The sequence below is a fragment of the Polyangiaceae bacterium genome (assembly GCA_020633205.1).
Classification (GTDB): domain Bacteria; phylum Myxococcota_A; class Polyangia; order Polyangiales; family Polyangiaceae; genus JAHBVY01.
Genome location: JACKEB010000015.1, coordinates 387,134 through 411,417, shown reverse-complemented (window position 1 = coordinate 411,417; position 24,284 = coordinate 387,134). Strand labels below are relative to the sequence as shown.

General features: G+C 63.5%; 16 protein-coding genes. 6 read left to right on the top strand and 10 right to left on the bottom strand.

Features of this window, described 5'->3' with window-relative positions:
• Positions 1-17 precede the first annotated feature (17 nt).
• Entirely contained in the window at positions 18-572 is a 555-nt protein-coding gene (locus H6718_24535; GenBank protein MCB9588600.1) for a hypothetical protein, read from the top strand.
• 59 nt (positions 573-631) lie between these two features.
• Here H6718_24535 and H6718_24530 read toward each other — a convergent pair whose 3' ends face one another.
• The 7 genes from H6718_24530 to H6718_24500 form a co-directional block, all read right to left on the bottom strand.
• Positions 632-1,204 (bottom strand): hypothetical protein, encoded by a 573-nt coding sequence (locus H6718_24530; protein MCB9588599.1) that lies wholly within the window; start codon positions 1,202-1,204, stop codon positions 632-634.
• Positions 1,205-1,500: 296 nt separating this feature from the next.
• Entirely contained in the window at positions 1,501-2,901 is a 1,401-nt protein-coding gene (gene lpdA / locus H6718_24525; GenBank protein MCB9588598.1) for a dihydrolipoyl dehydrogenase, read from the bottom strand.
• Between the two features lie 4 nt (positions 2,902-2,905).
• A complete protein-coding gene (gene odhB / locus H6718_24520; GenBank protein ID MCB9588597.1) occupies positions 2,906-4,162 on the bottom strand; it encodes a 2-oxoglutarate dehydrogenase complex dihydrolipoyllysine-residue succinyltransferase in 1,257 nt (418 codons plus the stop codon).
• Between the two features lie 232 nt (positions 4,163-4,394).
• Positions 4,395-7,319 (bottom strand): 2-oxoglutarate dehydrogenase E1 component, encoded by a 2,925-nt coding sequence (locus tag H6718_24515; GenBank protein ID MCB9588596.1) that lies wholly within the window; start codon positions 7,317-7,319, stop codon positions 4,395-4,397.
• 322 nt (positions 7,320-7,641) lie between these two features.
• Positions 7,642-8,400, bottom strand: a complete 759-nt coding sequence (locus tag H6718_24510) for a hypothetical protein (GenBank protein MCB9588595.1) — start codon at positions 8,398-8,400, stop codon at positions 7,642-7,644.
• Positions 8,401-8,491: 91 nt separating this feature from the next.
• Positions 8,492-9,169, bottom strand: coding sequence for a TetR/AcrR family transcriptional regulator (locus tag H6718_24505; protein MCB9588594.1), 678 nt, complete (start codon positions 9,167-9,169; stop codon positions 8,492-8,494).
• Positions 9,170-9,207: 38 nt separating this feature from the next.
• Entirely contained in the window at positions 9,208-10,389 is a 1,182-nt protein-coding gene (locus H6718_24500; GenBank protein MCB9588593.1) for a hypothetical protein, read from the bottom strand.
• Positions 10,390-10,786: 397 nt separating this feature from the next.
• Between H6718_24500 and H6718_24495 the strand changes: the two genes are divergently transcribed.
• The 4 genes from H6718_24495 to H6718_24480 all read left to right on the top strand — a co-directional run bounded on the left by H6718_24495 (position 10,787) and on the right by H6718_24480 (position 19,575).
• Positions 10,787-14,440, top strand: a complete 3,654-nt coding sequence (locus tag H6718_24495) for a CoA activase (protein MCB9588592.1) — start codon at positions 10,787-10,789, stop codon at positions 14,438-14,440.
• Positions 14,441-14,473: 33 nt separating this feature from the next.
• Complete coding sequence (locus H6718_24490; protein ID MCB9588591.1) at positions 14,474-16,354, top strand: 2-hydroxyglutaryl-CoA dehydratase; 1,881 nt, start codon at positions 14,474-14,476, stop codon at positions 16,352-16,354.
• Between the two features lie 89 nt (positions 16,355-16,443).
• The gene (locus tag H6718_24485) at positions 16,444-17,718 is read left to right on the top strand and encodes an MFS transporter (GenBank protein MCB9588590.1); all 1,275 of its coding nucleotides are present in this window, start codon (positions 16,444-16,446) and stop codon (positions 17,716-17,718) included.
• Positions 17,719-17,895: 177 nt separating this feature from the next.
• Positions 17,896-19,575: an FG-GAP repeat protein gene (locus H6718_24480; protein MCB9588589.1), complete on the top strand. Its 1,680-nt coding sequence runs from the start codon at positions 17,896-17,898 to the stop codon at positions 19,573-19,575.
• 92 nt (positions 19,576-19,667) lie between these two features.
• Here H6718_24480 and H6718_24475 read toward each other — a convergent pair whose 3' ends face one another.
• Positions 19,668-21,107, bottom strand: a complete 1,440-nt coding sequence (locus H6718_24475; GenBank protein MCB9588588.1) for a hypothetical protein — start codon at positions 21,105-21,107, stop codon at positions 19,668-19,670.
• Between the two features lie 150 nt (positions 21,108-21,257).
• Positions 21,258-21,851 (bottom strand): ATP-dependent Clp protease proteolytic subunit, encoded by a 594-nt coding sequence (locus H6718_24470; GenBank protein MCB9588587.1) that lies wholly within the window; start codon positions 21,849-21,851, stop codon positions 21,258-21,260.
• 119 nt (positions 21,852-21,970) lie between these two features.
• Between H6718_24470 and H6718_24465 the strand changes: the two genes are divergently transcribed.
• A complete protein-coding gene (locus H6718_24465; GenBank protein ID MCB9588586.1) occupies positions 21,971-22,435 on the top strand; it encodes a helix-turn-helix transcriptional regulator in 465 nt (154 codons plus the stop codon).
• Between the two features lie 59 nt (positions 22,436-22,494).
• Here the strand turns inward: H6718_24465 and H6718_24460 are convergent, their stop codons facing one another.
• Complete coding sequence (locus tag H6718_24460; protein MCB9588585.1) at positions 22,495-23,649, bottom strand: hypothetical protein; 1,155 nt, start codon at positions 23,647-23,649, stop codon at positions 22,495-22,497.
• Positions 23,650-24,284: the final 635 nt, after the last annotated feature.

Genomic DNA, 24,284 nt, shown 5'->3' with positions numbered 1-24,284 from the left:
AGGCTATAAGCCCGGACGTGACTGTCGGGCCCCCGCGCACGCTGACCGGAACCCTGATCGTGCTCTGGGGCGTTCTCGGTGTGGTCGCGTTCCTCAGTCAGGCGATCTACCGCATCGCTCCTCTGGCGTGGGAACCGCTCAAGGAAGGCAGCCTCACCGAAATCCAAGCGCTGCTCTATGTGGGCTGGCTGCTCTTTAGCGGATACGCCGAGGGTTACCGGGGATTTCAGAAGCGTTTCAGCCCGAAGGTGGTGGGGCGTGCACTGCACCTCGCGGCGAATCCGCGCCCGCTGCACGTGCTCTTCGCGCCCGCGTTCTGCATGGCCTACTTTCACGCGACAAAGCGCGGCCTCATCACGGCGTGGGGGGTAAGCAGCATGATCGCGCTGATCGTGATCGCGGTGCGACACGTTCCACAGCCCTGGCGCGGGATCATCGACGGGGGCGTGGTGCTCGGCCTGATGTGGGGCGTCGTTTCGCTGCTGGTCCACGCGTGGCGCGGGATGCGCGGTGGCATCCTCGACGTCGCGATTGAAGTGCCGTTGCATCGCTCCCAGGCCGAGCAAGCCTGACGCTAGCTCCGTCGCTCTCTCACTCCCAAACGAGCCGTCTGAGGAGTATGCGGCGCGAGCTAGTGGACTGAGATGCGCTGGATGTCCATTTCCTCTTGGAAATCTGCCAGCTCGGCGTTGTCGGGGCGAGTAACTCGCAAGCGAGTCTCGCTGGTCGGTGCCTGTGCCGGACCGAAGCTCACGGACACGTCGCACGCGGAGCCGAGCACCTCACACAGGCCGCCGGCCAGCGCAAACAGATCGCGCTGAGCTGCGGGAGAACACGCTGGCGGCGCTGCCAAGACGAAACGCGCGGCCTCGCCCACGCACACCTGAGCGAGTCGCCTGGCAAGCTCCACTCTCGCCTTGGTCGATGGATCTGCGACGTCAGCGGTGGAGAGCACCACATGAGCCAACCTCGCCCGCTGCTTTCTGAGCTCCGCGGGTAGCGCCTTCAGGCGGTGGCTCACGCGCTCCACGAAATGGCTCTCTGCTTCGCCCTGGCTCTGGGCGATCGCCATCACCGCCGGCGGAGGACCCTCAGGTTCTTCTGCTGAGAACTGACACGCGGGGTGCCACTCAGGCCAAATTGCGCCCTCTTCCAAAACGACGAGGGTGAGTTCCGCCTGAGTTTCCATGGTTCGTGAACCCACCCTAACCGCAACCTATTCCGCGGTACCAGTGACGCTTTCGCTTTGCCAAAGCGCCAACCCGCCCCGCACGAACAACACTTGATTTGGGCTGGATTGCGTTTCGCGTCTTGCTCGACCAACCAGCCGACCTCGGCTCGCATTTCGCGACGGTCAAGGGCGAAGGGCGGAGGGGTTGGCGCATCTCGCAGGAGGTTCAACCAATCTCCCGTCGAACACTCGTCCACGCCACGTAGGTCGCGTGCGGGTTTGGGGGAGAGGTACGCTGCTTTGCATCACCTCTGCCCCACCGCTGGTTGCTAGATGTTGAGCGGTCGCTTGTCGACGGACAGCGCAGCCTCTTTCACTGCTTCCGCCAACGTCGGGTGCGCGTGACACGTGCGCGCGACGTCTTCGCTGCTCGCACCGAACTCAATGGCCGCAGCACACTCCGCGATCAAGTCGCCCGCGTGCGCGCCAATGATGTGCACGCCGAGGACGCGATCCGTTTCCGCGTGGGCCAGCATCTTCACCCGACCCTCGGTATGACCGATCGCGCGAGCACGGCTGTTGGCCATGAAGGGAAACACACCCTTCTTGTAGGGGATGTTTGCTTCCTTCAGTTCTTCTTCCGTCTTGCCGACGGAGGCAATCTCCGGGGAAGTGTAGACCACACCCGGGATCGCGTCGTAGTTCACGTGACCGTAGCCGGTGACGATGTGTTCCACGCAAGCCACGCCTTCTTCTTCGGCTTTGTGAGCTAGCATTGCCCCGCGGATCACATCGCCGATAGCGTAGACGCCAGCCACCCCGGTGTCGAAATGATCGCCAACCGGGATACGGCCACGCTGATCCGTCGAGAGCCCGATCGCTTCCAGCGCCAGCCCATCCGTGTTCGGAATGCGCCCGACGGCGAGCAACACGCGGTCGCATTGAAGCGGCTCCTGGCCGTCTACCTCGACGATGGCTCCATCTCCCGTGGCACGCGCACCGGTGACACGGGACCCCAAACGGAACTCCATGCCTTGTTTCTCGAAGGTGCGCTTGGCCTCCTTCGCGATCTCGGTGTCCATACCGGGCAAGATGCGGTCGAGGTACTCGAGCACGGTGACCTTTGCGCCAAGGCGCAACCAAACCGAACCGAGTTCGAGGCCAATCACGCCAGCGCCGATCACCACCAGGTGCTTCGGCACGCTCGGGTAGCTCAGCGCCTCGGTGCTGCCACCAATCTTGTCACCGTCCCACTCGACGCCGCGCAGCGGCGCGACCTTGCTGCCGGTGGCGATGATCACCTTCGCGGCCGAGAGCTCCGTGTCTGCTCCGTTATTCCGCACGGCAACCCGGGTGACGCCGTTCTGCGTACCGAGGAAGCGCCCGTGGCCTTCGTAGCGGGTGATCTTGTGCTTCTTGAACAGCCCCGCAATGCCGCTCGTCAGCCCCTTCACCACGGCGTCCTTGCGGCTCAACATCGTCGGCAGATCCAGCTGCACCTGAGGTAGGCGAATGCCGAGACTGCCGAACGTGTTCTGCGCTTGGTTGAACAGCTCGCTGGCCTCCAGCAATGCCTTGCTGGGAATACAGCCGACGCGCAGACACGTCCCGCCGAGCAGCGGTTCGTACTCGATGCAAGCGACGTTGAGGCCGAGCTGAGCTGCGCGGATCGCCGCGATATAGCCGCCCGGGCCAGCACCAATGACGATCAAGTCGTGGTTCGTGGCCATGACCTCACACCTCGATCAACATGCGCGAGGGTTCCTCGACGCATTCCTTGATGCGCTTCAAGAAGGTGACCGCTTCGCGGCCGTCGATGATGCGATGATCGTAGGTCAGCGCGATGTACATCATGGGGCGAATCACCACCTGCCCGTCGCGCGCCACGGGTCGCTCCTGAATGCCGTGGAGCCCCAGGATACCGCTCTGGGGCGGGTTGATGATGGGCGTCGACATGAGGGACCCGTAGACGCCACCGTTCGAGATGGTGAACGTGCCGCCTTGTAGCTCATCCAGCTTCAGCTGGTTCTTCTTCGCGCGTGCGCCGAAGTCGGAGATCGTTTGCTCCACTTCGGCGAAGCTCAGGCGCTCGGCGTTGCGGATCACCGGAACCACGAGGCCCTTACCGCCGCCCACGGCGACACCGACGTCCATGTAGTTGTGATAGACGATGTCGGTGCCGCTGATCTGCGCGTTTACCTGCGGAACCAGTTTGAGCGCGTCACACGCGGCCTTCACGAAGAAGGACATGAAGCCGAGCTTGATGCCGTACTTCTCGGTGAACATCGGCTGGTACTGCTTGCGCATCGCCATCACCTCGCTCATGTCCACCTCGTTGAAAGTGGTGAGCAGCGCGGCGGTCTGCTGAGACTCGACCAGACGCTCCGCGATGCGCTTGCGCATCGGGCTCATCGCTACGACTTCCTCTTCGCGGTCGCCTGCGCTAACGCGAGGGGCCGGTCGTGCCGCGGGAGCAGGCGCTGCCTGCGGTGCGGGCGCTGCCTGAGGTGCGGGCGCCGCAGCGCGCTGCACGTCTTCCTTCAGCACCCGGCCACCCGGGCCGCTGCCAGCAACCTGAGAGGCATCCACCCCGCGGGAAGCTGCCTCACGCTGGGCGGCGGGCATGACGAACCCACCCACGTTTCCTTGGGGAGATGCTGGCGCGGGTGCTGCGGCGGGCGCGGGTGCTGCGGCGGGCGCGGGTGCTGCGGCGGGCGCGGGTGCTGCGGCAGCAGGCGCTTCCGTTGCGGTCGCGCCTTCCTCGACGTAGCCGACCACGTCGCCCACGCTGGCGTTCGTGCCCTCAGTAAGCTTGATCTCCGTGATGACGCCGTCGACGGGTGACGGCAACTCGACGGTCACCTTGTCCGTTTCGATCATGACGACGGGCTCGTCACGCTTGACGGCCTCACCAACCTTCTTCAGCCACTCACCGATTTGAACCTCGGTGATGGACTCCCCCACCTCGGGCACTTTGAGTTCAACGGCCATGGTCAGCCAGCTCCTATTCCTACGGTTTGGATAGATCGGCGCTACACGCTTCGGCCTCGAAGCTGGCGCGGTAAAAAGCAGCGCCGACCCTATCACGGGTGGACGCGTCGGCTTGGCAAATTGCTTGGAGTAGAACCTAGCGCGCGGAACCGCGACCGGGAGCGGCTCACCACCTCTCAGCCGCGCCTGGCTCTCTCAGAGCCAGCGCCCAGTCAGATCCAGCGCCCAGCTCTCAGGCTCCGCCAAACGCTCGCTCCATCAGCTCTTGTTGCTCGAGCTTGTGGCTGGCGTTCGAACCGGTGGCGGGGCTCGCAGACTCCGGACGACAGACACCGGAGAAGGGCAAACGTCCGAAAATCTTCTCACCGAAGCGCGCACGCAGCGTCCGCCAGGCGCCCATGTTCTCCGGCTCGTTCTGGATCCAGATCACGGGCGTGCCGTCAGGATAGGGAGACAAGGCGTTACGCAAATGCTCGTCGGCTAGGGGGTAGTACTGCTCGATTCGCACGATGGCGATGTCCTCACGCCCGAGCTCCTCGCGGCGCTTCATCAGCTCGTAGTAAACCTTGCCACTGCAGAGGAACACGCGCGTCACACGGCGCCCGCCGCCCACGGGAAGGTCGTCGGCGATCACGCGCTGGAAGCGCCCGGTAGCCAGGTCGTCCAGCGGGCTAACGGCGTCCGGATGACGGAGCAGGCTCTTCGGCGTGAACACGACCAACGGCTTGCGCCACTTTCGCACGGCCTGCCGGCGCAGGCAGTGGAAGTACTGAGCCGGCGTGCTCGGCTCGACGATCTGAATGTTCTCTTCGGCGGCCAGCGTGAGGAAGCGCTCGATGCGCGCGCTCGAGTGCTCCGGCCCCATGCCTTCGAATCCGTGAGGCAACAAAAGAACCAGGCCGCTGAGGCGCTTCCACTTGTCCTCGGCGCTGACGATGAACTGGTCGATGATCACCTGAGCGGCGTTCGCGAAGTCGCCGAACTGACCTTCCCAAACCACGAGCCCATCGGGCCAGTCGAGGGAGTAGCCCCACTCGAAGCCCATCACGCCCGCTTCACTCAAGGGGCTGTTGTAGATCTCGACGGGAGCTTGGTCCCCCGAGAGCTTCGCAAGGGGCGTGTACGTGCGGCCGTCCTCCACGTCATACAGCACCGCGTGGCGTTGACTGAACGTTCCGCGTCCGGAGTCCTGCCCCGTGATGCGCACGCGAGTGCCTTCCATGAGCAACGTCGCGAACGCCAAGGCCTCGGCGGTACCCCAGTCGAGCCCACGCTTGCCGGCAGCCATGTCCGCTCGCTGCTCAAGCAAGCGCTCGATCTTCTTGTGGGGGTGGAAGTCGCTCGGCACCTTCGTTTGCCGTTGCAACAGGTCGACCAACAGGTCGCGGTCCACGCCGGTATCGAACTCTTTCACGCCCGCCTCGGCGCCGCCACAGTAGCCCTGCCAAACACCGCCAAGCCAGTCGACGTTCTTCACGAAGTCACGCTTGCGCGCCTCGCTCAGCTCCGTCTCCAGGTTGTCGCGTCGGTCCACGGCGATTTGATCGGCCTCTTCTTGAGTGATGCCGCCGAGCTTGAGCAAGTGGTCGAGGTAGCCGTCGCGCACGCTCTTTCGCTGTGCAATCGCGCGGTAGAGCACCGGCTGGGTGAACGCCGGCTCGTCGCCTTCGTTGTGGCCGTGACGACGATAGCCATACATGTCGATCACGACGTCTCGCTTGAATTTCATGCGGAAATCCATGGCGAGGCGCACGACGTGAGCGACCGCATCCGGGTCTTCACCGTTCACGTGAAAAATCGGGCTCTGCAGCATCTTCGCGACGTCCGTCGCGTACATCGTCGAGCGTGACTGCCAGGGTGGCGTGGTGAAGCCGATCTGGTTGTTGACAACGATGTGGACGGTGCCGCCGACGTGGTAGGCGATGAGCTCGCTCAGGTTGAGCGTCTCAGGCACGATACCCTCACCCGCGAACGCCGCGTCGCCGTGGATCAGCACGGGGATCTTGGTGAGGCGTTCGATGTCTCCCGCGCGATCCTGCTTCGCTCGTACACGGCCTTGCACGACCGGGTTGACGAACTCGAGGTGGCTCGGGTTGAAGCACAGCGACAGGTGCAGCTTGCTCCCCGCGGAAGTGGTGTAGTCGGAGCTGTAGCCCATGTGATACTTCACATCGCCACTGCCTCGATAGAGTTCCGGGTCCACGTCCTCGAACTCGCGGAAGATATCGCGGGGGCTCTTGCCCATGATATTGGCGAGCACGTTGAGGCGCCCGCGATGCGCCATGCCGAGCACGATCTCGTTCACGCCGTGTTCCGCTGCCCGGTCGATCATCAGATCGAGCAAGGGGATCAAGCTCTCCGAGCCTTCCAGGGAGAAGCTCTTCGCGCCGAGGAACTTCTTCTGCACGAACTCCTCGAGCATCACCGCGTCGGTGAGCTTCGATAGAATTCTGCGCTGCTCGTCGTGGGAGAGCGTGATGCGATTGTCCACGCCCTCCATGCGCTCTTGCAGCCAGTTCTTCGTCGCCAGATCATCGATGTGCATGAACTGCACACCCACCGACTGACAGTAGGTCGCTTTCAAGCGATCGATGATCTCGCGCAGCGTCAGCGTCTCGGTGCCGTAGATCGTGCGACTCGAGAACCGACGATCGAGGTCAGCCTCCGACAGGCCATAGAACTCGGGCGCGAGCTCGGGAGGTTCCTCACCCCGCGGCAAGTCGAGGGGGTCGATCTTGGCGATCATGTGTCCGCGCACGCGGTAGGCACGAATCAATTGATCGACGCGGTCCTGCTTGATCGCGAGCTCGCTCACATCACCCACCGGACGCATCGATCCGAGGGGCGCGTGCTTCATCTGAGTGTTCGGGGCCGGCGGAGGCCCCGCGCGGCCCTGGTCGACCGGTGCGGCTGGCGCGGATGACGCGGATGACGCGGATGACGCGGCCTGGCCGTTTCCTCGAGGAGACGGAGGATTGAAGACACTGGCGGGAGCGAAGCTCGGGCCCAGCTGCCCCTTGAAGCCGTTGCCATCGGTACCCGCAAAGTAGGCGCGCCAGTCTTCGGGCACACTGTTCGGATCTTGAAGGTAGTCGGCGTACAGCTCCTCGACGAAAGCGAGGCTCATGGCGTTCGGTGCTGGTTCAGGTCCTGGCATGTCTAAAGCACTCCAAATCGCGCTCAACGCGGCGGCCCCAAAGTTGAGGCTAGAGCAACCAATACACAGGCTACGACTGGAGTCGACAGCCTGAGAAGGCTCGATATCGATTCCTTTGCCCGGCGCAAGTCAGAAAACGCGAACCACGGCGCTCCGAGAGGCAAAGGGCGGCATGCAGTGTGCTCATGCGCACGCCAGTCCGAGCGCCTCAATGTTTCAAGCGTGACTGAGCCCCCGCGCAGCGTTGCAAGATGGAACAGGGGGTGCTAGCGCCGCGTCCCCTTAGCCCTACGCGGATGTTTCCGGGTGGGCGGATGTACGCCTACTTGGGGCTTCGGCGAAATCGCAGCTCGTACACGCAGGCCGGGGCGCCGTCGGTCACGCAGCTTGTGCGGGAGCTTCCGAGCCAAACCAACCCGGGCATGCGGCTCCCCAGCCGGTCGAGCGCACCCTGTGTACACACGCAGACCAGGGGATGATGCCCCGCCCAGCCGCGCAGCCGGCAGACGATCATCCCATCTCGGAGCTCGGCCGTTAGCTCCCCGTCTCGCAAGCGAGACCAGACTTCGCGGGAGTATCCCACCACACGTTCGGGCGTGGAGATGAAGCGCATCAGCCACTGGCCGAGCTGACCCGAAGAGAGATCGACCGTACGAGCGCCAATCTCGAGCGCCACCGCTTGCGGGTCGCGGCCGATTAGCGCGGCGAGCTGTTCCAAGATCTCTCCGCTCGCGTCCTCCTCATACCAGGCTGTCGCGATGTATTGCTGCTCGAACACGCCCCGTGCGCCTTGGGAGAGTCGGGCGGTCAGCTCGCTGAGGCGGCGGGGCCCCAGTGCCTGGAGCACGGCATCGCGGGCAGCGAGAGCCAAGAGGCCCTTCCACCTCCCGTGGCTGTTCGCGGAAACGCTCGGCGGGAAGTCGCTCACCGGATCGCGACGGGAGTTGGCCGGGGGTGGAGACGAGCTCGGGCTGGCACTCAAGGGACGATGAGAGGGCACGCCCAACCCAGGGCTGGTCGCCGTGCGGCGCTCCGAGCCGCGACGGGAGTCGCCTTCCGATTCATCCGCAGGCTTGCTCATAACGTTGGCTGCTACGAAAGGTAGCTGGTCAGTATAGCACCAGCGCCCCCGCCGGATCGCAACGCCTCAGGACTGACGCGCTTGCCATCACCTAGCGTGAGCGCTTGCGTGCGGGAGCGGCGGGTTCGACGCGCAGGTAGCCTTGGCTCAGGAAGTCGTAGAGCTGGGCCGTGAGCACTTCAGCGCTGTCGGCGGTGAGCCCCAGTGTGACGACCTGCGTCAAGAGCTCCTTCAGGGCGCCGATCGTCAGGTACGCGAGCACGCGAGGCTCGCCATCCGCAACGATCCCCAAGCGCTGGCCTTGGCGCAGGCTCTCGGTCAGCAGCTGCACGACCTCGTCGTAGAAACTGTACAGCTTACGGTCAAAACCCGGATCCAGGCCCACCGCGTCAGTGAACAGGATCTTGGTCATCTCGCGTTCATGTAGCGCGAGCCCGATGATCGCGTGGATGTTTCCGCGCGCCTGTTCCGCCACATTCCGCGAGGGGTCGTCGAGCACGATGCTGCTGATGGCCATCGAGATGCGCGCGCTGAAGCGATCGATCAACTCTCCGAACACCGAGCGCTTGTCCTCGAAGTAGAGATAGAACGTCCCGCGAGCGACTCCCGCCTCGGCAACGATGTGCTCGATGGTCGTCTGATGATAGCCGCGCTTGGCGAAGACGATGCGGGCAGCCTCGAGGATCTGTTGCCGCCGCGCCTGGCGGTCCGCAGGCTTCGGTCGCGCCGTGGCGTGAGCCTTGGTCTGCTTGGTGCGCTTTGCCGCCATCGCTAGCGGAAATAGCCTGGATCCGCCTCGGCTGTCGACTACGGGCTCTGGGGAAGCAGTTTGCCCCGCTGACAGGAGTGCGCTTCCAGCATGAGCTCGCTGCCGAGCGGGTACGCAAGCACCAGGCTCACCCCAGTCCACACGGCACGCAGCCCGGGATGCTGCATCGCCTTGGGCAGCAGCACCTCGAGGTTCCGTTGGGGCTCGGAGAAGACCTGGCTGAAGTCGGCAGCATGGAACGTCAGGTGCCCGAGCTCGCAGCCAAGACGCGCGTCGCTCATGTCTCGGGTCGGCTCGGGCACTTGGGTATCACGCACGACGGTAAGCTTACGGACACCGCCGCAGTCGAAACCGAGCAGGATGTCCCGACCAGCATCCACGGCTCCAAGGGGCGCGCAACCGTGTTCCAGCTCCACGGCCCTCGCGTACTGTGGGTTAAAATCCACAGAGAAAAGCGTTGTATCGACCTTGCCGTCTTTCCAAGAGCACAGCGCGTACTGCCACGTCTTGTCGCTCATGCTCACCCCGACGATGGCTGCCGGGCACGGGCTCGGCACCGACAGCGGACCGCGCCTCGGCTTGGGCCCCTCGGGCTCCAGGCTCACGAACCTCACCGCTGAGCAACGCTCGTCCTTACTCGCTACCCCAGCTGGGCAGTCGCCGCTTGCCCCACGGAAAAATACTGTGGGGCGACTTCGGGAGATCAACAGACGCAGATTGCCGCGCACGTTCGCGCTCGCCTCGTTGCTACCCAGGGTGGTGGGGCCCATTACTTCCGTGGCACCCTCACCCAACCAACCCCTGACCTCGTAGCCGTCGTCGCTGCGTTCGGTCCAACCTACTGCGAGCCGCTCGCTAAGCGACAGCGCTTCCAGCTCCCCGAGATCGTGCCCCGGAGGCAGCTCGAACAGCCTGCGCGGTTCATCCAGAGCGTGGGCACCGGCGTCGAATTTTCGACTCCAAATCCCCACGGTAACGGACTTCTGTTGGGCTAGCGTTGCTTGTTTCTTGGGGGGAGGAGCACCCCACACCAGCTCGAAGCCATCGCTCCCCAACGCAAAGTCGAAACCATTGCGGCTCGCCAGGGTGACGCCCGTGAGCGCTTTCGGCTGCGCAGGAGTTGGATCTGCTAATGGTGCTGGCTTGTCCTTCTCACAGGCCGGGGCGAGGACGAGTGCAGCGCACGCTACGAGCCCAAGTGACCAACGCCGAACGTGCACTCACGGACGATGGCACCTTCTGAGGCTCAATGCAGCGCGGTGATTCATCCAGCTCAGGTGTGGTGCTTCCACTGACGCTCGTGTCAGTCGGGTCTCTGACGCCAGTCACCGTCCCGCCCGAAAACTGCCCCTCGGAAGTCGCGGACCAGGCGGTCATGATTCCGTCGCTGACACATGAAAAGTGGCGGAAACATCTTTAAACGTCGGATGTCGTTGAGACTTTTTCGAGCGCGGGGCCGAGTGCGACGGCCGTTGAATTCGCCTTTCGACCTGGTACACGGGAAGACACTGACGTCAGCGTCAGTTCAGGTTAGCGTTCGGGCGCTGGGCTAGCGGAAAGCTCGGCGTTGCCCGACCCGGGCTCGCGTGACGCGGAACGATCGAAGGGGAATTCAGGATGCAGGCCAAAGAGCTCGTCATCGGCATGGACGTGGGCTCGACCACCGTGAAGGCGGTGGTCATCGACCCGACCAGCGAAGAGATCTTGTGGAGTGACTATCAGCGTCACCACACCAAGCAACCGGAGAAGGTGCTGGAGCTGCTCGAGGCAATCCTCGCGGCGTTCCCTGACCAGCCGAGCGACGGCTGGCGGATGTTCTGCACTGGTTCGGGCTCCTCACCGATCGCGGCCCCCACCGGCGCCAAGTTCGTGCAAGAGGTGAACGCGGTCACGCTGGCCGTGGAGAAGCTGCACCCCGACGTCAACTCCGTCGTCGAGCTGGGAGGCCAAGACGCGAAGATCATCATCTTCAAGGTCGACAAGAACACCGGCCAGAAGACGGCGATCGCGTCGATGAACGACAAGTGCGCTTCGGGCACTGGCGCCACCATCGACAAGTGCATGATCAAGGTGCACGCCGAACCAGGCTTCGCCAACCAGCTGCGCTTCGATGACGAGAAGCTGCACCACGTGGCCGCGAAATGCGGTGTGTTCGCTGAGACGGACATCGTGAACCTCGTCAAGGCGGGCATCCCGAAGGACGAAGTGCTGAACTCGTTGGCAGACGCCATCGTGATGCAGAACCTCAGCGTGTTGACCCGCGGAAACACGCTGAAGGACCGAGTATTGCTCCTCGGCGGTCCCAACACCTACCTACCCTTCTTGCAGGACTGCTGGCGTCAACGCATCCCAGAGACCTGGCGCGACCGCGGCTATGAGTTCCCCAAGGACGTTCCGATCGAAGAGCTGATCTTCGTCCCGAAGAATGCCGAGCTGTACGCCGCGTTCGGCGCAGCCGCATTTGGCAAGGCAGAGGTCGGAACCGACCAGAGCGACGTGGGTCGCTTCAAGGGCCTCGACGATCTGAGGAACTTCATCACCCACGGGCGCCGCGAGCGCCTTGGTGAGCAGGCCGGCCCGCCGCTGAGCGCCGACCAGAGCGAGACCGAGACCTTCGTGGACACTTACAAGATCCCGAAGTTCGTCGCGGCTAAGTTCGAGGCGGGACAGACGGTGCGTGCGGTGATCGGCCTCGACGGCGGCTCCACTTCGAGCAAGGCCGTGCTCGTGGGTGAAGAGGGAGAGATCCTCGCGAAGGCGTATCAGCTCTCCAAGGGTAACCCCATCCTCGACACCAAAGAGCTGCTCACCAACCTAAGAGACCAGGTGGAAGGCCAAGGCGCGAAGCTCGAGGTGCTCGGTTTTGGTGCCACGGGCTACGCCGCCGATGTCCTCGAGGAAACGGTGCTCGCCGACGTGAACATCGTCGAGACCGTGGCGCATATGATGAGCGCCGTGCACTTCTTCGGCGATGTCGACGTCATCTGCGACATCGGTGGCCAGGACATCAAGGTGCTGTTCATGAAGAACGGCGACATCGAGAACTTCAAGCTCTCGAACTCCTGCAGCGCTGGTAACGGCATGCTGCTGCAAGCCATGGCAGACCAATTCGGCCTGCCGGTGACGGACTACGCGGAGGTCGCCTTCCAGGCAGAGCTCGCACCGAAGTTCAGCTACGGCTGCGCCGTGTTCCTCGACAGCGACCGGGTGAACTTCCAGAAGGAAGGCTACCAAAAGCAAGAGCTGCTCGCCGGGCTCGCCCAGGTGCTGCCGAAGAACGTCTGGCAGTATGTGGTCCAGATCCCTCGCCTTGCTTCCCTGGGGAGAAAGTTCGTGCTCCAGGGCGGCACGCAGTACAACCTCGCGGCGGTCAAGGCGCAGGTCGACTACATCAAGGAGCGCGTGCCCGGCGCCGAGGTGTACGTGCACCCGCACACCGGCGAAGCCGGCGCCATCGGTGCGGCCATGGAAACGCTGCGCCGCTACAAGCGCACGGGCACCTCTCGCTACATCGGTATCCAGGCCACTCTGGACCTCGAATACAAAACCACCACCGACGAGAGCACCGTCTGTCACTTCTGCCCAAACGAGTGCAAGCGCACCTTCATCGACACGCAGCGCCCTGACGGCTCGACCAGCCGCTACATCGCCGGCTTCTCCTGTGAGAAGGGCACCGTCGAGAGCAAAGAGGCGATGCTCGACCTGGTCGCCGAGCGCAAGAAGACGGCCAAGCAGTTCCCGAATCTGGTCGACTACGAGTCCAAGCGCGCGTTCGCGTCCTTCTACAAGGGCGAGGCGATGCCTGAAGCAGGTAGCCCGGTTGAAGACGTAGAGGTCACCCAAGGCCTCTTCCGCATCAAGCGCCGCACGGTGACCCGCCCCTTCCAGCGCTCGAGCGAAGAAGCCGCACGGAAACGCAAGAGCATCCGCATCGGCATGCCGCGCGTGTTGAACATCTACTCCACGGCGCCGTTCTTCCGCGCATACTTCGAGGCCCTCGGCATCCCGAAGACGAACGTGATCTTCAGCGAGCACACCGACGAGGACATGTGGGTCGAAGGCGGCAAGTACGGCAGCATCGACCCCTGCTTCCCCTCCAAGGTGGCGCAGGCGCACATCCACAACCTACTCTTCCACAAGCATGAGCCGGAGCGAAAGCGCCCACTCAACTACATCTTTTTCCCGATCCTCACCCACGTGCCTTCCTTCGTGAAGGACACCATGGACAACACCAGCTGTCCCATCGTGGCGGGCACGCCGGACGTGATGAAGGCGGCCTTCACGAAAGAGCTCGATTTCTTTGCCGTGCGGAACATCGAGTATATGAGCCCGGCGCTCTCCTTCGCCGAGCCGCTCCTGCTCACCCGCCGCATGTTCGAGGCCTGGGGTGAGCGCCTCGGGGTAACGGAAGACGAGAACGACCACGCCTGCCGCGAGGCCTTCAAGGCGCTGAAGACCTTCGAACTCGATCTTCAAGACAAGGGCCGTGCGATCCTCGAGACGGTCGAAGCAGAGGACCGCATCGCGATCCTGGTGCTGAATCGACCGTATCACTCGGACCCCGGCCTCAACCACGGTATCCCCGAGGAATTCCAGGTCCTGGGCTACCCGATCTTGAGCATCCGTAGCATCCCCAGGGATCGGGAGTACCTGTCCCGCTACTTCAAGCAGGAGCTCGAGTCCGGCCTGATCAAGGACCCGCTGGAGCTGAACCACGTGTGGCCGGAGAACTACTCCGCCAATAGCGCACAGAAGGTGTGGGCCGCGAGCTTTGCGGCGCATCACCCGAACGTCTGCGTGCTCGACTTGTCGAGCTTCAAGTGCGGCCACGACGCGCCGACCTACGGCATGGTGGACTCCATCGTGCAAACGTCCCGCACCCCCGCTGCGGCGCTCCACGACCTGGATGCCAACAAGCCGGGCGGCAGCATCAAGATCCGCGTGAAGACGTACGCCCACTCGCTACGCCTGCGACAAGAGTCGCTCGAGGATCTGTCGCGCAAGCGCGACGCTCTCAACCACGCCATCGATCTGAAGCGCCTCGAGCTGCTCGAACTCAAGCAGAAGCAGCTCCTCGGAGTGCGCCAGAGCGACAGCGAGATCGCCTCGCAGATCGCCGAGGTGCGTAGCCGCGTCTTGGCCTACGAGACACGCGTGGAGCAACCGCCGGAGCTGCCCAAGGGCATGGTCCGGCTCGGACGTAAGCAGGAGGACGGCAGCATCGTCCCCACCAAACTACCCAACGAGCGCGGCGCGACGGCCGCCGAGTGAAACGATTGCAAGGAATCAAAGAGGGACACTGACATGACACAGCACATCGACCTCGGAACCAAGCGCAGCCTGCCCGTCGTGGGCGACGACTTCGACATGGATGCGGAGCTCGCGAAGTTCGAAGCAGCGGAGCGCGAACGCCTCGGCCTAGGAGCGGAGAAACAGTGGATCGAGGACATGGCGGACCTCGGCTTCACCAAGAGTGAGAAGGCCAAGATCACGCTGCTTGTCGGCGGCCTGACCATGGCCCACGACTACCTGGTGGAAGGCGGCCTGCAGAGCCTCGGCTACAACGTCATCGCGATGGACGTGCCGGACAACGCGGCACTTCAGGTCGGCAAGGAGTTCGGCAACCGCGCGCAGTGTAACCCCACCTACTTTACCGTGGGGAACCTCGTTAAGTTCCTGATCGAGCTGCGCGACAAGAAGGGCATGGATAGCCAGGAGATCATCGACAAGTTCGTGTTCCTGACTGCCGGTGCGTGCGGCCCCTGTCGCTTCGGCATGTACGTGACCGAGTACCGCAAGGCACTGCGTGACGCTGGCTTCGACGGCTTCCGCGTGATGCTCTTCCAGCAGCAGGGCGGCTTGAGCCAAGCGACGGGCGAAGAGAGCGGGCTCGAGATGAACCCGAAGTTCTTCATCACTCTCGTGCGCAGCCTGCTGGCTGGCGACGTGATCAACGGCATGGCCTACCGCATCCGCCCCTACGAGGTGAACAAGGGCGAGACGGATGAGGTTGTCGAGCGCGCCAAGAAGGAGTGCTACGACGCACTGAAAGCCGGCAAGTCCGTGCTCCTCGCGCTGCGCCGCAGCCGCAAGTGGTTCGAGGCCATCCCGGTCGACCGTCTGCGCCTGAAGCCGAAGGTCGCGATCATCGGTGAGTTCTGGGCGATGACGACCGAAGGCGACGGCAACTACGCCCTCCAGCGCTTCGTGGAGACCGAAGGTGCGGAATGCGACATCCAGTTCCTCACGGCATGGCTGCTCTACAACATCTGGGAAGTCAGCTTCGACACGGAGAACCGCAAGGACCTGCGCGGCGTCGACACAGCGAAGAGCGGCCTGTCGGAGCTCGGTGAGTACGGTGTGTTCACCCGGCGCGTCGCGCTGCTGGTCGCTGACCGTGCCCTCCGCGTCATCTTCCACACCTTCGCCCGCGCTGTTGGCTTCTACGACTACCACCTGCCGGATATGGACGAAGTCGCTGACGTCGCGATGCCGTTCTACAACAACGACCTGCGCGGCGGCGAAGGCCATATGGAGGTCGGCAAGCTGATCCTCAACGTGGTCAAGAACAAGGCCAACATGACCCTCAGCGTGAAGCCCTTCGGTTGCATGCCGAGCTCCAGCGTGAGCGACGGTGTGCAGTCACTGATCGGTGAGCGCTTCCCCGGCACCATCTTCTGCGCGGTGGAGACCAGCGGCGATGGCGCGGTGAACTTCTATTCCCGTGTGCAAATGTACCTGTTCAAGGCCAAGCAAGCCGCGGCGGACGAGTTCGCCAAGGCGCTGAAGGACGCGGGCGTCACTGAAGATGAGCTGCGCGCCTACCTCGCGGAGCACCCGAAGTACGCGAACGCCTTGCACCGCTCCCCCCACAAGGCAGGCAGCACCGCGACCGACGCGGTCCACGAGATCATCGATCGCATGCAGACCACGCGCGCGCAGCGCTTGGTGCGTAGCGCGAGGGGCGCCGCGAGCTGGCTCAGCTCAAGCGCCAAGGGCTGGCTGGAGCACGGACCGACTCGCGCCAAGGCAGCTGCGGATCTCAGTCTGCAGGCCAGCGCGGAGCTGCTCGAGATCGCCAAAGAGCGGGCCCCGGTAGCGGCGGAGTCCTTGATTGGCAAAGTGAAGCTGCGCCTCGGTGGAGCTGCGAACACCGCGGAGCAAGCGCCCATCGCCGCCGAGTGAGGCGTTCGGCTCTACCAAAGGCAACGAAGTGATGAACGGGCGCGAGGACTCTCGCGCCCGTTCGCGTTTGTAGTACGACAGCACGCAGCTTGAGTTCGACCAACCCTCTCAAAGACTCCGATATCCGCCATGTGTACCTGGGCACGCTGGCGCTAGGCCTTGCGTATGGCATCGCGCTGAGCGTGATCGCCGTCTACCTGGACGAGCGCGGCTTTCAGAAGCGGGAGATTGGCAACCTGGCCGCGGCGTTCGCGGCTGGCATCGTCTGCTTGAGCATCCCGGCGGGCGCGCTGATTCGGCGCTTCTCGGCCAAGGCGCTGGTTACCTGCGCCGTGGCGGCCTACGCCGTGGTCACCCTTGCATTTCCCCACGTAAACAATTTTTACGGCATCGCCGGGCTGCGCTTCATCGACGGAGCCGCGTCGGTGAGCATCTGGGTCAGCTGTGAGACGGTGCTGCTGGCGCGAGCGCGCCCGGGGCAGAAGGCGCTCGTCACCAGTCTGTACGCCGTATTCATGGCCCTGGGCTACATCCTCGGTCCTCTGGTGAGCCGCGGCCTGGCCACGGTGTGGCCGCTTTCAGCCGCCTTCAGTGTGGCCGGTGCGCTTGCACTCGCGGTGGCAGTGTACTTCCTCGCCTTCCTGAGTCGCCACGCGGAAACGGGACTAGAGCATGGCGGGGGAGAGGACGCGGCCAATTCAGTGGAAGCTCAGCTCCAGCGTGCGGACCTTGATGCAAAGCAGGAACCGGAGGAGCTCGGTAGCCTGGGTGTGCTCTGGCGCATCAAGACCAGCTGCTTCGCGACCTTCGCATATGGCTACTTTCAAGCCAGCGTGGTGCTCTTCCTGCCGCTCTTCTTGATGACGGACAAGCACGTCAGCAAGGCAGACACCATCTACGTGACCGCGTGCTTCGCCCTCGGCATGGTGCTCTTCACCAATCCGGCGGGTCGCATCGGAGATCGTTTCGGGCACCTGCTCACGATGCGCACGCTGGCGATCATCGGCACCGTGATGATCGCGTCGTTCGCCTGGCTTGATAGCTTTCCGCTGATGTTGGTTGCGGTGTTCGTCGCCGGCGCGACCCTGGCCAGCATCTCGCCGATGAGCCTCGCGCTTCAGGGCTTGGTGGTCCCTACCAAGGACTACAGCCGCGCAACGGCGATCTACAACGCGTTCTATGCCGCTGGCATGTTGGTTGGGCCTCCGGTTTCGAGCGCGCTGTTCGAGCAGTTCGGCGGCGCGCCGATGCTGCATCACCTCGCTGTGCTGTGGGTCGCCTTCATTGCCTTCACGCTGCTGTTTCGCCGGGACGACCCCGCTCACCAGGGGGAACGGACAGCGCTGGTCTCTCTGCAACGCTAGCTTCGAACGCTAGGTCGCGGAATCGCGCGAGATGTTTTTTCCTCACAAACGTGCCGTGTTCGGAGCAAGACGCTAACCGCACGGAACCAGAGAGGGAATCCGAACCCGCCGAAGGATTGACGAGCGGCCTACGGCTTCGAGCTGTCCCAAGCCCACGGCATCCCGTAGGGTGAGGGCATGGGGAAGCGGGCACTGCTGGGCGTTCTTGGCGCGATCTCACTTGCGGTCGCTTGTAGTGAAGACGAATCGACCAACCGAAAAGGCGACGCTGGCACGACAAACGGCGGCGCGGCGGGGAGCAGTGGCTCGACTAGCGGCGGCACCGCCAATGGAGGCGCAACCAACGGGGGCACGACCAGCGGCGGTACCGCCGGGAGCAGCGGCTCGAGCAGCGGTGGCACGGCTGGCGGCGATGCCTCCGCCGGTTCCGCGGGGATGAGCAGCGGGGGTTCTGCGGGTGCTGCCGGCATGGATGCAGGCACTTGCGATCCGCCGCCAGACGCCGGCTGCACGACGACCATTCCGAGCCCCCAGGAGGCCTACCTCAAGACCGACGTCTCCGAGGCGAGTCTGGAGCTGGGCCGCGCAGTGGCGATGGACGGCAACACGATCGTCGCGGGGAGCACCGGCTATCCAGTCGGAACCACGGGTGCCGGCGCGGCGCTGGTGTACACGAGGGACTGCAACGGCTGGTCTCTGCAGGCCGTGCTCACTCCCGACAACCCGGGCAACGATCAGTTCGGTCGCAGCGTGGCCATCAGCGGTGACACCATCGTTATCGGCGCAGAAGACGAAGACGGGCCTGGCGAGTCCTTCAGCAACTCGGGGGCAGCGTACGTATTCGAGCGCTGCGGTTCGAGCTGGTCGCAGACCGCGTACCTCACCGCGAGCAACGCCGCCAACAACGATCGCTTTGGCAAACAAGTGGCCATCAGCGGTGACGTGATCGTCGTCGGTGCACCGGAAGAAGACAGCGACGCGACGAGCATCAATGGGGATCAAACGAACGACAACGCGGCACAGGCGGGCGCAGCCTACGTGTTCCGCAAGGGAGCCGGAGGCTGGGCGCAAGACGCGTATCTGAAGGCAAGCAACGCCGAGCAAGGTGACAGCTTTGGTGACGCCGTAGCGATCAGCGGCAGCACCATCCTCGTCACCGCCACAGGGGAAGACAGCCCGGCGACGGGCGTCAACGGCAACCAAGGCAACGACCCGAGCTATATCTCGGCCGGAGCGGTCTATGCCTTCGTTCACGATGGTTCCGCGTGGTCTCAGCAAGCGTACATCAAGGCCAGCAACACCGGCGCGAACCTCAACTTCGGCGAGTCCCTGGCGATCGACGGGGATACTTTCGTCGCGGGTGCGATCGACGAGAACAGTGACTCGACCGGGGTGAACGGTTCGCAGACGTCAGGGGTTGCCTCTAGCGGTGCGGCCTACATCTTCTTCCGCAGCGGGGTGACCTGGACCCAGCAAGCCTTCGTCAAGGCAAGCAACACGGGCGCCAACGACAAGTTCGGTACCAGCGTCGCGATCAGCGGCGACCGCGTGTTGATCGGCGCCCCGAATGAAGACGGCTCTGCATCGGGCCTCGGCGGCGACGACACCAGCGACGGCACGGACGCTGCGGGCGCCGCTTATCTCTACACCCGCACCAGCGGCAACTGGGCGTTCTCGACGTACATCAAGGCCAGCAACCCCGGCATTGCTGATTTGTTTGGTCAGGGAGTCGCGATCAGTGGACCGAGCTTCGTCGTCTCAGCGCTCTTCGAAGACAGCGGCGCCACGGGCACGAACGGTGACGAGTCCGATAACTCCAAGGGCAACTCCGGCGCGCTGTACGTCTTCAAACCATAGCAGCGGCGCTTCATATCCCCACGGATTCAACTCAGTTCGAATTGCTTTCGATGAAACGGGGCGCATGACAGCGCCCCGTTTCGAGGAGACTACTAGAGACCGCCCCGACCGTTGCTGGCGAGGAAGCCGCGCTCGCCGCCAAGCCAGATGTTCTGGGCATCCAGCGCGAACCCACTGCTCAGCTTGGCGTCGTCTGCCAACGCTCGGACTGACTCGCTGATGTCTGTCCAGGAGGCACCTCCATCGAGCGTCCTCAACAACATCGTAACCGAGTCATGCGCACCCACCGCCCATCCGTGAACGTTGTCGGGCGCGAAGAATACCTCGCGGATCTCCGTTCGCTCGCTCAGCAGCGTGGCCGGGAGTGCACCCCGCGTCCACGTCATGCTCATGCCTTGGCTCGCGTTGGTCGTGTAATAGATCCAGTGACTATCAGCGCTGCTTCGTAGGCCATTGTAAGCCCAACAGTGGTCAGCGTCTCCACAGGTCAAACCAATCGGTCCGAGTTCGTTGGTATTGCCAGGGAAGGCCACCACCCTAAACGTCGCTCCGCGATCCGTCGACACACACACGCCAGGCGGATCGAAGTCGATGTCCCCCTTGGCGTTCATCGCGCTGGCCGGATACATCATTAGCGATAGGTCATCGCTCATGTACATTGTCGACGACGGATGTGGCAGTACGAATCCTCCTGGAAACGATCGACAAATCGTGTCGTCGGCATCCTTGAGGTCCTTATAGTTCGCCGGGAAGGGCGGGATACGCCCGGGGGACCACAAGCCGGTCCACGCTGTCGTCGGCGAAGGCGCCGCGTCGGCCCCATAGAGCACGCCCTGGTACAGGTAACGCCATGTGCCGTCCGGCGCCTCCCCAAAGGCCTCCTGACCGTTCAGGTTGTCGAAGTTCAAATCGGGGTTCGTTCCGACGTCAACACGTGTCCAGCTATTCGGATTGGTGTAGTCACTCGACGCGGAGAATACGCGTTTGGCGCGGTCGTTACGCGCAATCAAGCGTCCGCTAGCGGTCTTCGAGAAGCCGAAGAAGCTCAGGCGTTCATCCGCAGCGACCTTCCCCGACATCAAGATCGAAGTGACCGCCTGGTTGCTAGCCGCGTAGATCAAACCACCAGCCTGCGTGTTGTCCGTGATCACGACACACGCTTCCGTGCTCTCGCAGCTAATACCACTGACCCGATCGATCCCTTCGTGGTACTGGTTGTCGTTCGGGTCATCGAGGAGCGGCATCTTTTGCCAACCAGCGCCCGGCGGACTTCCACCAGAGCCACCAGCTCCGCCTCCTCCTTGCCCCGCGGAACCACCCTGCCCCGCTGTCCCTCCTTGAGAACCGCCTGCGGTTCCGCCGTTGGAGGATCCCCCGGTCGCGGTCCCGCCAGTGTTTCCACTTCCGCCGTTCCCGGTTCCGGCCTGGCCCGCGGTGCCGCCGGTTTCCTGATCGTCAGATTGCTTCAACGTACACGCCGAGACGAGCAGCGGAAGACCAGCCAATACAATCCAAGTTCGCTTGAAGTTCATGAATACTCCTCGCCGCGGGGGTGAGGGGTAAACCCGCAGCGCCAAGCACCCGTGCACCGCCTATGCCAGCCGTTTGACCGGCTTTCTGCGAACAAACGCGCGTCCCGCAACGCTGATGGTCCGTTGCATGCAACGTGCAGCGTGGCAGCTTCAGGGTACCGTGATCTCGTTGACCACGCGTCCCACCAGGCCGTACTCCACCGCCTCTCGAGCGCTGAGCCAGTAGTTGCGATCGCTGTCCCGCTCGATGCGCTCTTCTGACTGCCCTGTTGCCTCAGCGAACGTCTTGATCAGGCGTTTCCGCATGAGACCGATTTGGCGCGCTTCGATCTCCACGTCTGCCGCTGGGCCGCTCATCCCGCCAAGGGGTTGATGCAAGAGGAAGCGCGTGTTGGGCAACGCGAAGCGCTGCTCCCGGGGCACGCTCGCGTAGATCAACGCTCCCGCGCTCGCCACCCAGCCCGTTCCAATCATCGACACCGGCGCTGGGATGGCGCGCACCAAGTCGAAGATACTGTCCGCGCTCTCCACGTGACCACCCGGCGAGTGGATCACCAGGCGGATGGGACGATCGCTGTCCGCTGCGAGCGCCAGGAGCTGCGCGCTGGCTAGCTCCGCCACGTCCATCGTGATCTCACCAAACACCAGCAGCGTGCGCGTCGCAAACAGGCGCTCCCCAAGCTGCGCCATGCGCGATGCCTCTGGCTGCTTGGATTCTCTGTCAGGGTCACTCTTCTTCGGCATCTCCAAGAACTGATGGACTTCGCGCCTTTCGCCCATGACCAAAGCGCTCATTCACCCGCAATCGCATACCCAAAACGCTCGGGGCTTGCGGCTTGGGGGTGAGGCGCAATGATCAGCGGATGGGGCAAGACCGCGAAGATCCGTACAGCGAGGAACACATCGAGCCCGCCGCGGAAAACACGTCGGAGACCTGCGGCATCGACCCGGAAACGGGCGAGGCGGATCCACTGGTGAGCGCAGCGCTCGAGCTGTTCCGCGCTCGTCCCGACACTCGCTGGACGGTTGAGTCGATCGCGAAGGAACTCGGCACCTCGCGCCCCGTGCTGAACCGCCGCTTCAACGAGGCGCTCGGGAAGCCACCGCTGAGTGTCCTCCGTGAGTTCCGCATGGAAAAGGCAGCCCGCCTGCTCACCGAGACCGAGGAGGGCCTCGCCGCCATCGCCGACGAGGTCGGCTACGACTCCGAGTTCGCGCTGAGCCGCGCCTTCTACCGCCACTTTGGCGTGCGCCCCGGCGCCTGGCGCAGAAGCGCTGCAGCATTCTCGACTCTTCGAGTCGGCGAACCCACCCGCTGCGCTGCGTGAGCTTCTTGTAAGAAGCTAGCGATCCATCGCCCCGGTCGCTCTAAAGTCGGCTCAGGTACTCACTGACTCGGTCTCGTCGCCGGACCAGTGGTCCAGTCGCCGCCTTGAAACGCTGGGTAGAGGCCGTCGAAAGCGGCACGAACGTAGCTCGTGTAGAACTGGTTCTGAGCGTTGATACCCGAGATGGGGTTGTTGAACGTAACGGGAGCCGGGGCCGTCACCTGCGTGGTTGCGTTCGCGACCAAGACAACGTCGTAGGTGTTGCTCCCATCCTGGGGATCACAGGCACCGTCACACAGACGTACGCCTCCGCTTTCGTCGCCGCCCCAGTCCAACTGACTCGTGATCGCGATATCGGCAGAGGAGAGCGCCTTTTCCGTGATGTAAACCGTGCCGCCCGGTGGCACCTCCTGGTTGGTCAAGACGACGTTGTAGTTCTTGACCGAGTCGAAGCACCCAATGCTACACACCCGAGCCACATAGGCGAGCCGAACACCGAGTCCGTTCAGATTCACCGGACAAGTCGGGTGCTGATTCCTCACAACAGCATAGTCGGGATCGCCGTAATGCACTTCGACGATACGCATGGAGTCTCGCAGCGTATTCGGTGACGGACAGCTCGTGCACGCCCCACCAGCACAGGTCTGGCCAAGCGATGCACAGTCCGTCCCGCCCCCTGAGTAGCCTGAACCCTGCGCGTTGCAGGTCGTGGCAACGCTCCCATCGCACACGGCGGTGTTGGGCGGGCAGAGTTGGACGACACACGCATTGGATGCCGGATCACAGTATTGACCGCTCGCACACTGCGTCACGACCGACGCGCTCTGACCCGTGCTGTCGCACATCTTCAGCGCGTTGCCATCGCAGAACTGTGCACCGGGCGTGCATAACTGGTCTCGGCACTCCCCTGCGAAGCACTTCTGACCAAACGCCGCGCAATCAGTGCGACCGAGTACGCTCAATCCGTCCGGAGAACACGCGATCGCCGTTTCCGTCCCCGGCTCACAATACGTAGCGCCCGCCTCGCAGGTCCAGTCGATGCAGCTCGCGGACCCACCGCTCGAGGCACAGGTCTGCGCTGCAGCGCAAGGCGTCGGAGCCGAGAACGCGTCTCCCACCTCGTTGCACGTGACGATCGCTCCGCCTTCGCAGCTCTTCACTCCTGCGTCGCAAACATCGAACTCGCACTTCCCGAGACTGCAATAGAATTCCACCGGACACTGATCATGTGTAATGCAGTCGGCGCAAACGCCGAGTTGCTTGTCGCACAGCTGACCTTGCGGAGTGCACTGGTTGTCGCTGCTGCACGTGGCCCGGCACTCGGAGTTCAAGCAGGTATTTTCCTCAGGGCAATCTGCAGTGGACACGCAATCCACACACCAGCCCTTCACAGGGTCACACACTGCGCTCCCGTCACAATCGCGCGAATCACGGCAAGCAGTGTGGGACACACAGCGTTGATTCACGCACTCGCCTGCGACCCCGCAATCCTCCGCCGACGCACACTCGACACACACTTGATGAATCGCATCACAGATCCCGAGCCCATTCTCATTCTTCGCGCAGTCCAGGCTGGTCGAGCAACTCGGCTGATCGATACAGGAGCCGTCTCTACAGATCTGGGCACCCCCGCATTGAGAGCTGAACAAGCAGTCGACACAGATGCTGGAAGCGGAGTCACAGTACCCATGACTGCAGGACACCTCCGCGCTGCAAGTCGCCCGACCCCCGCTACCCCCGCCATAGAGTCCGTCGGATGGGCTGCCTCCGCCGCAGTTCGCAACTGCAAAAACTAGAAAGAGCGCGTAGAGGCTTCGCATGCCGCATTGTCGGCTGAAAGCCAAACACG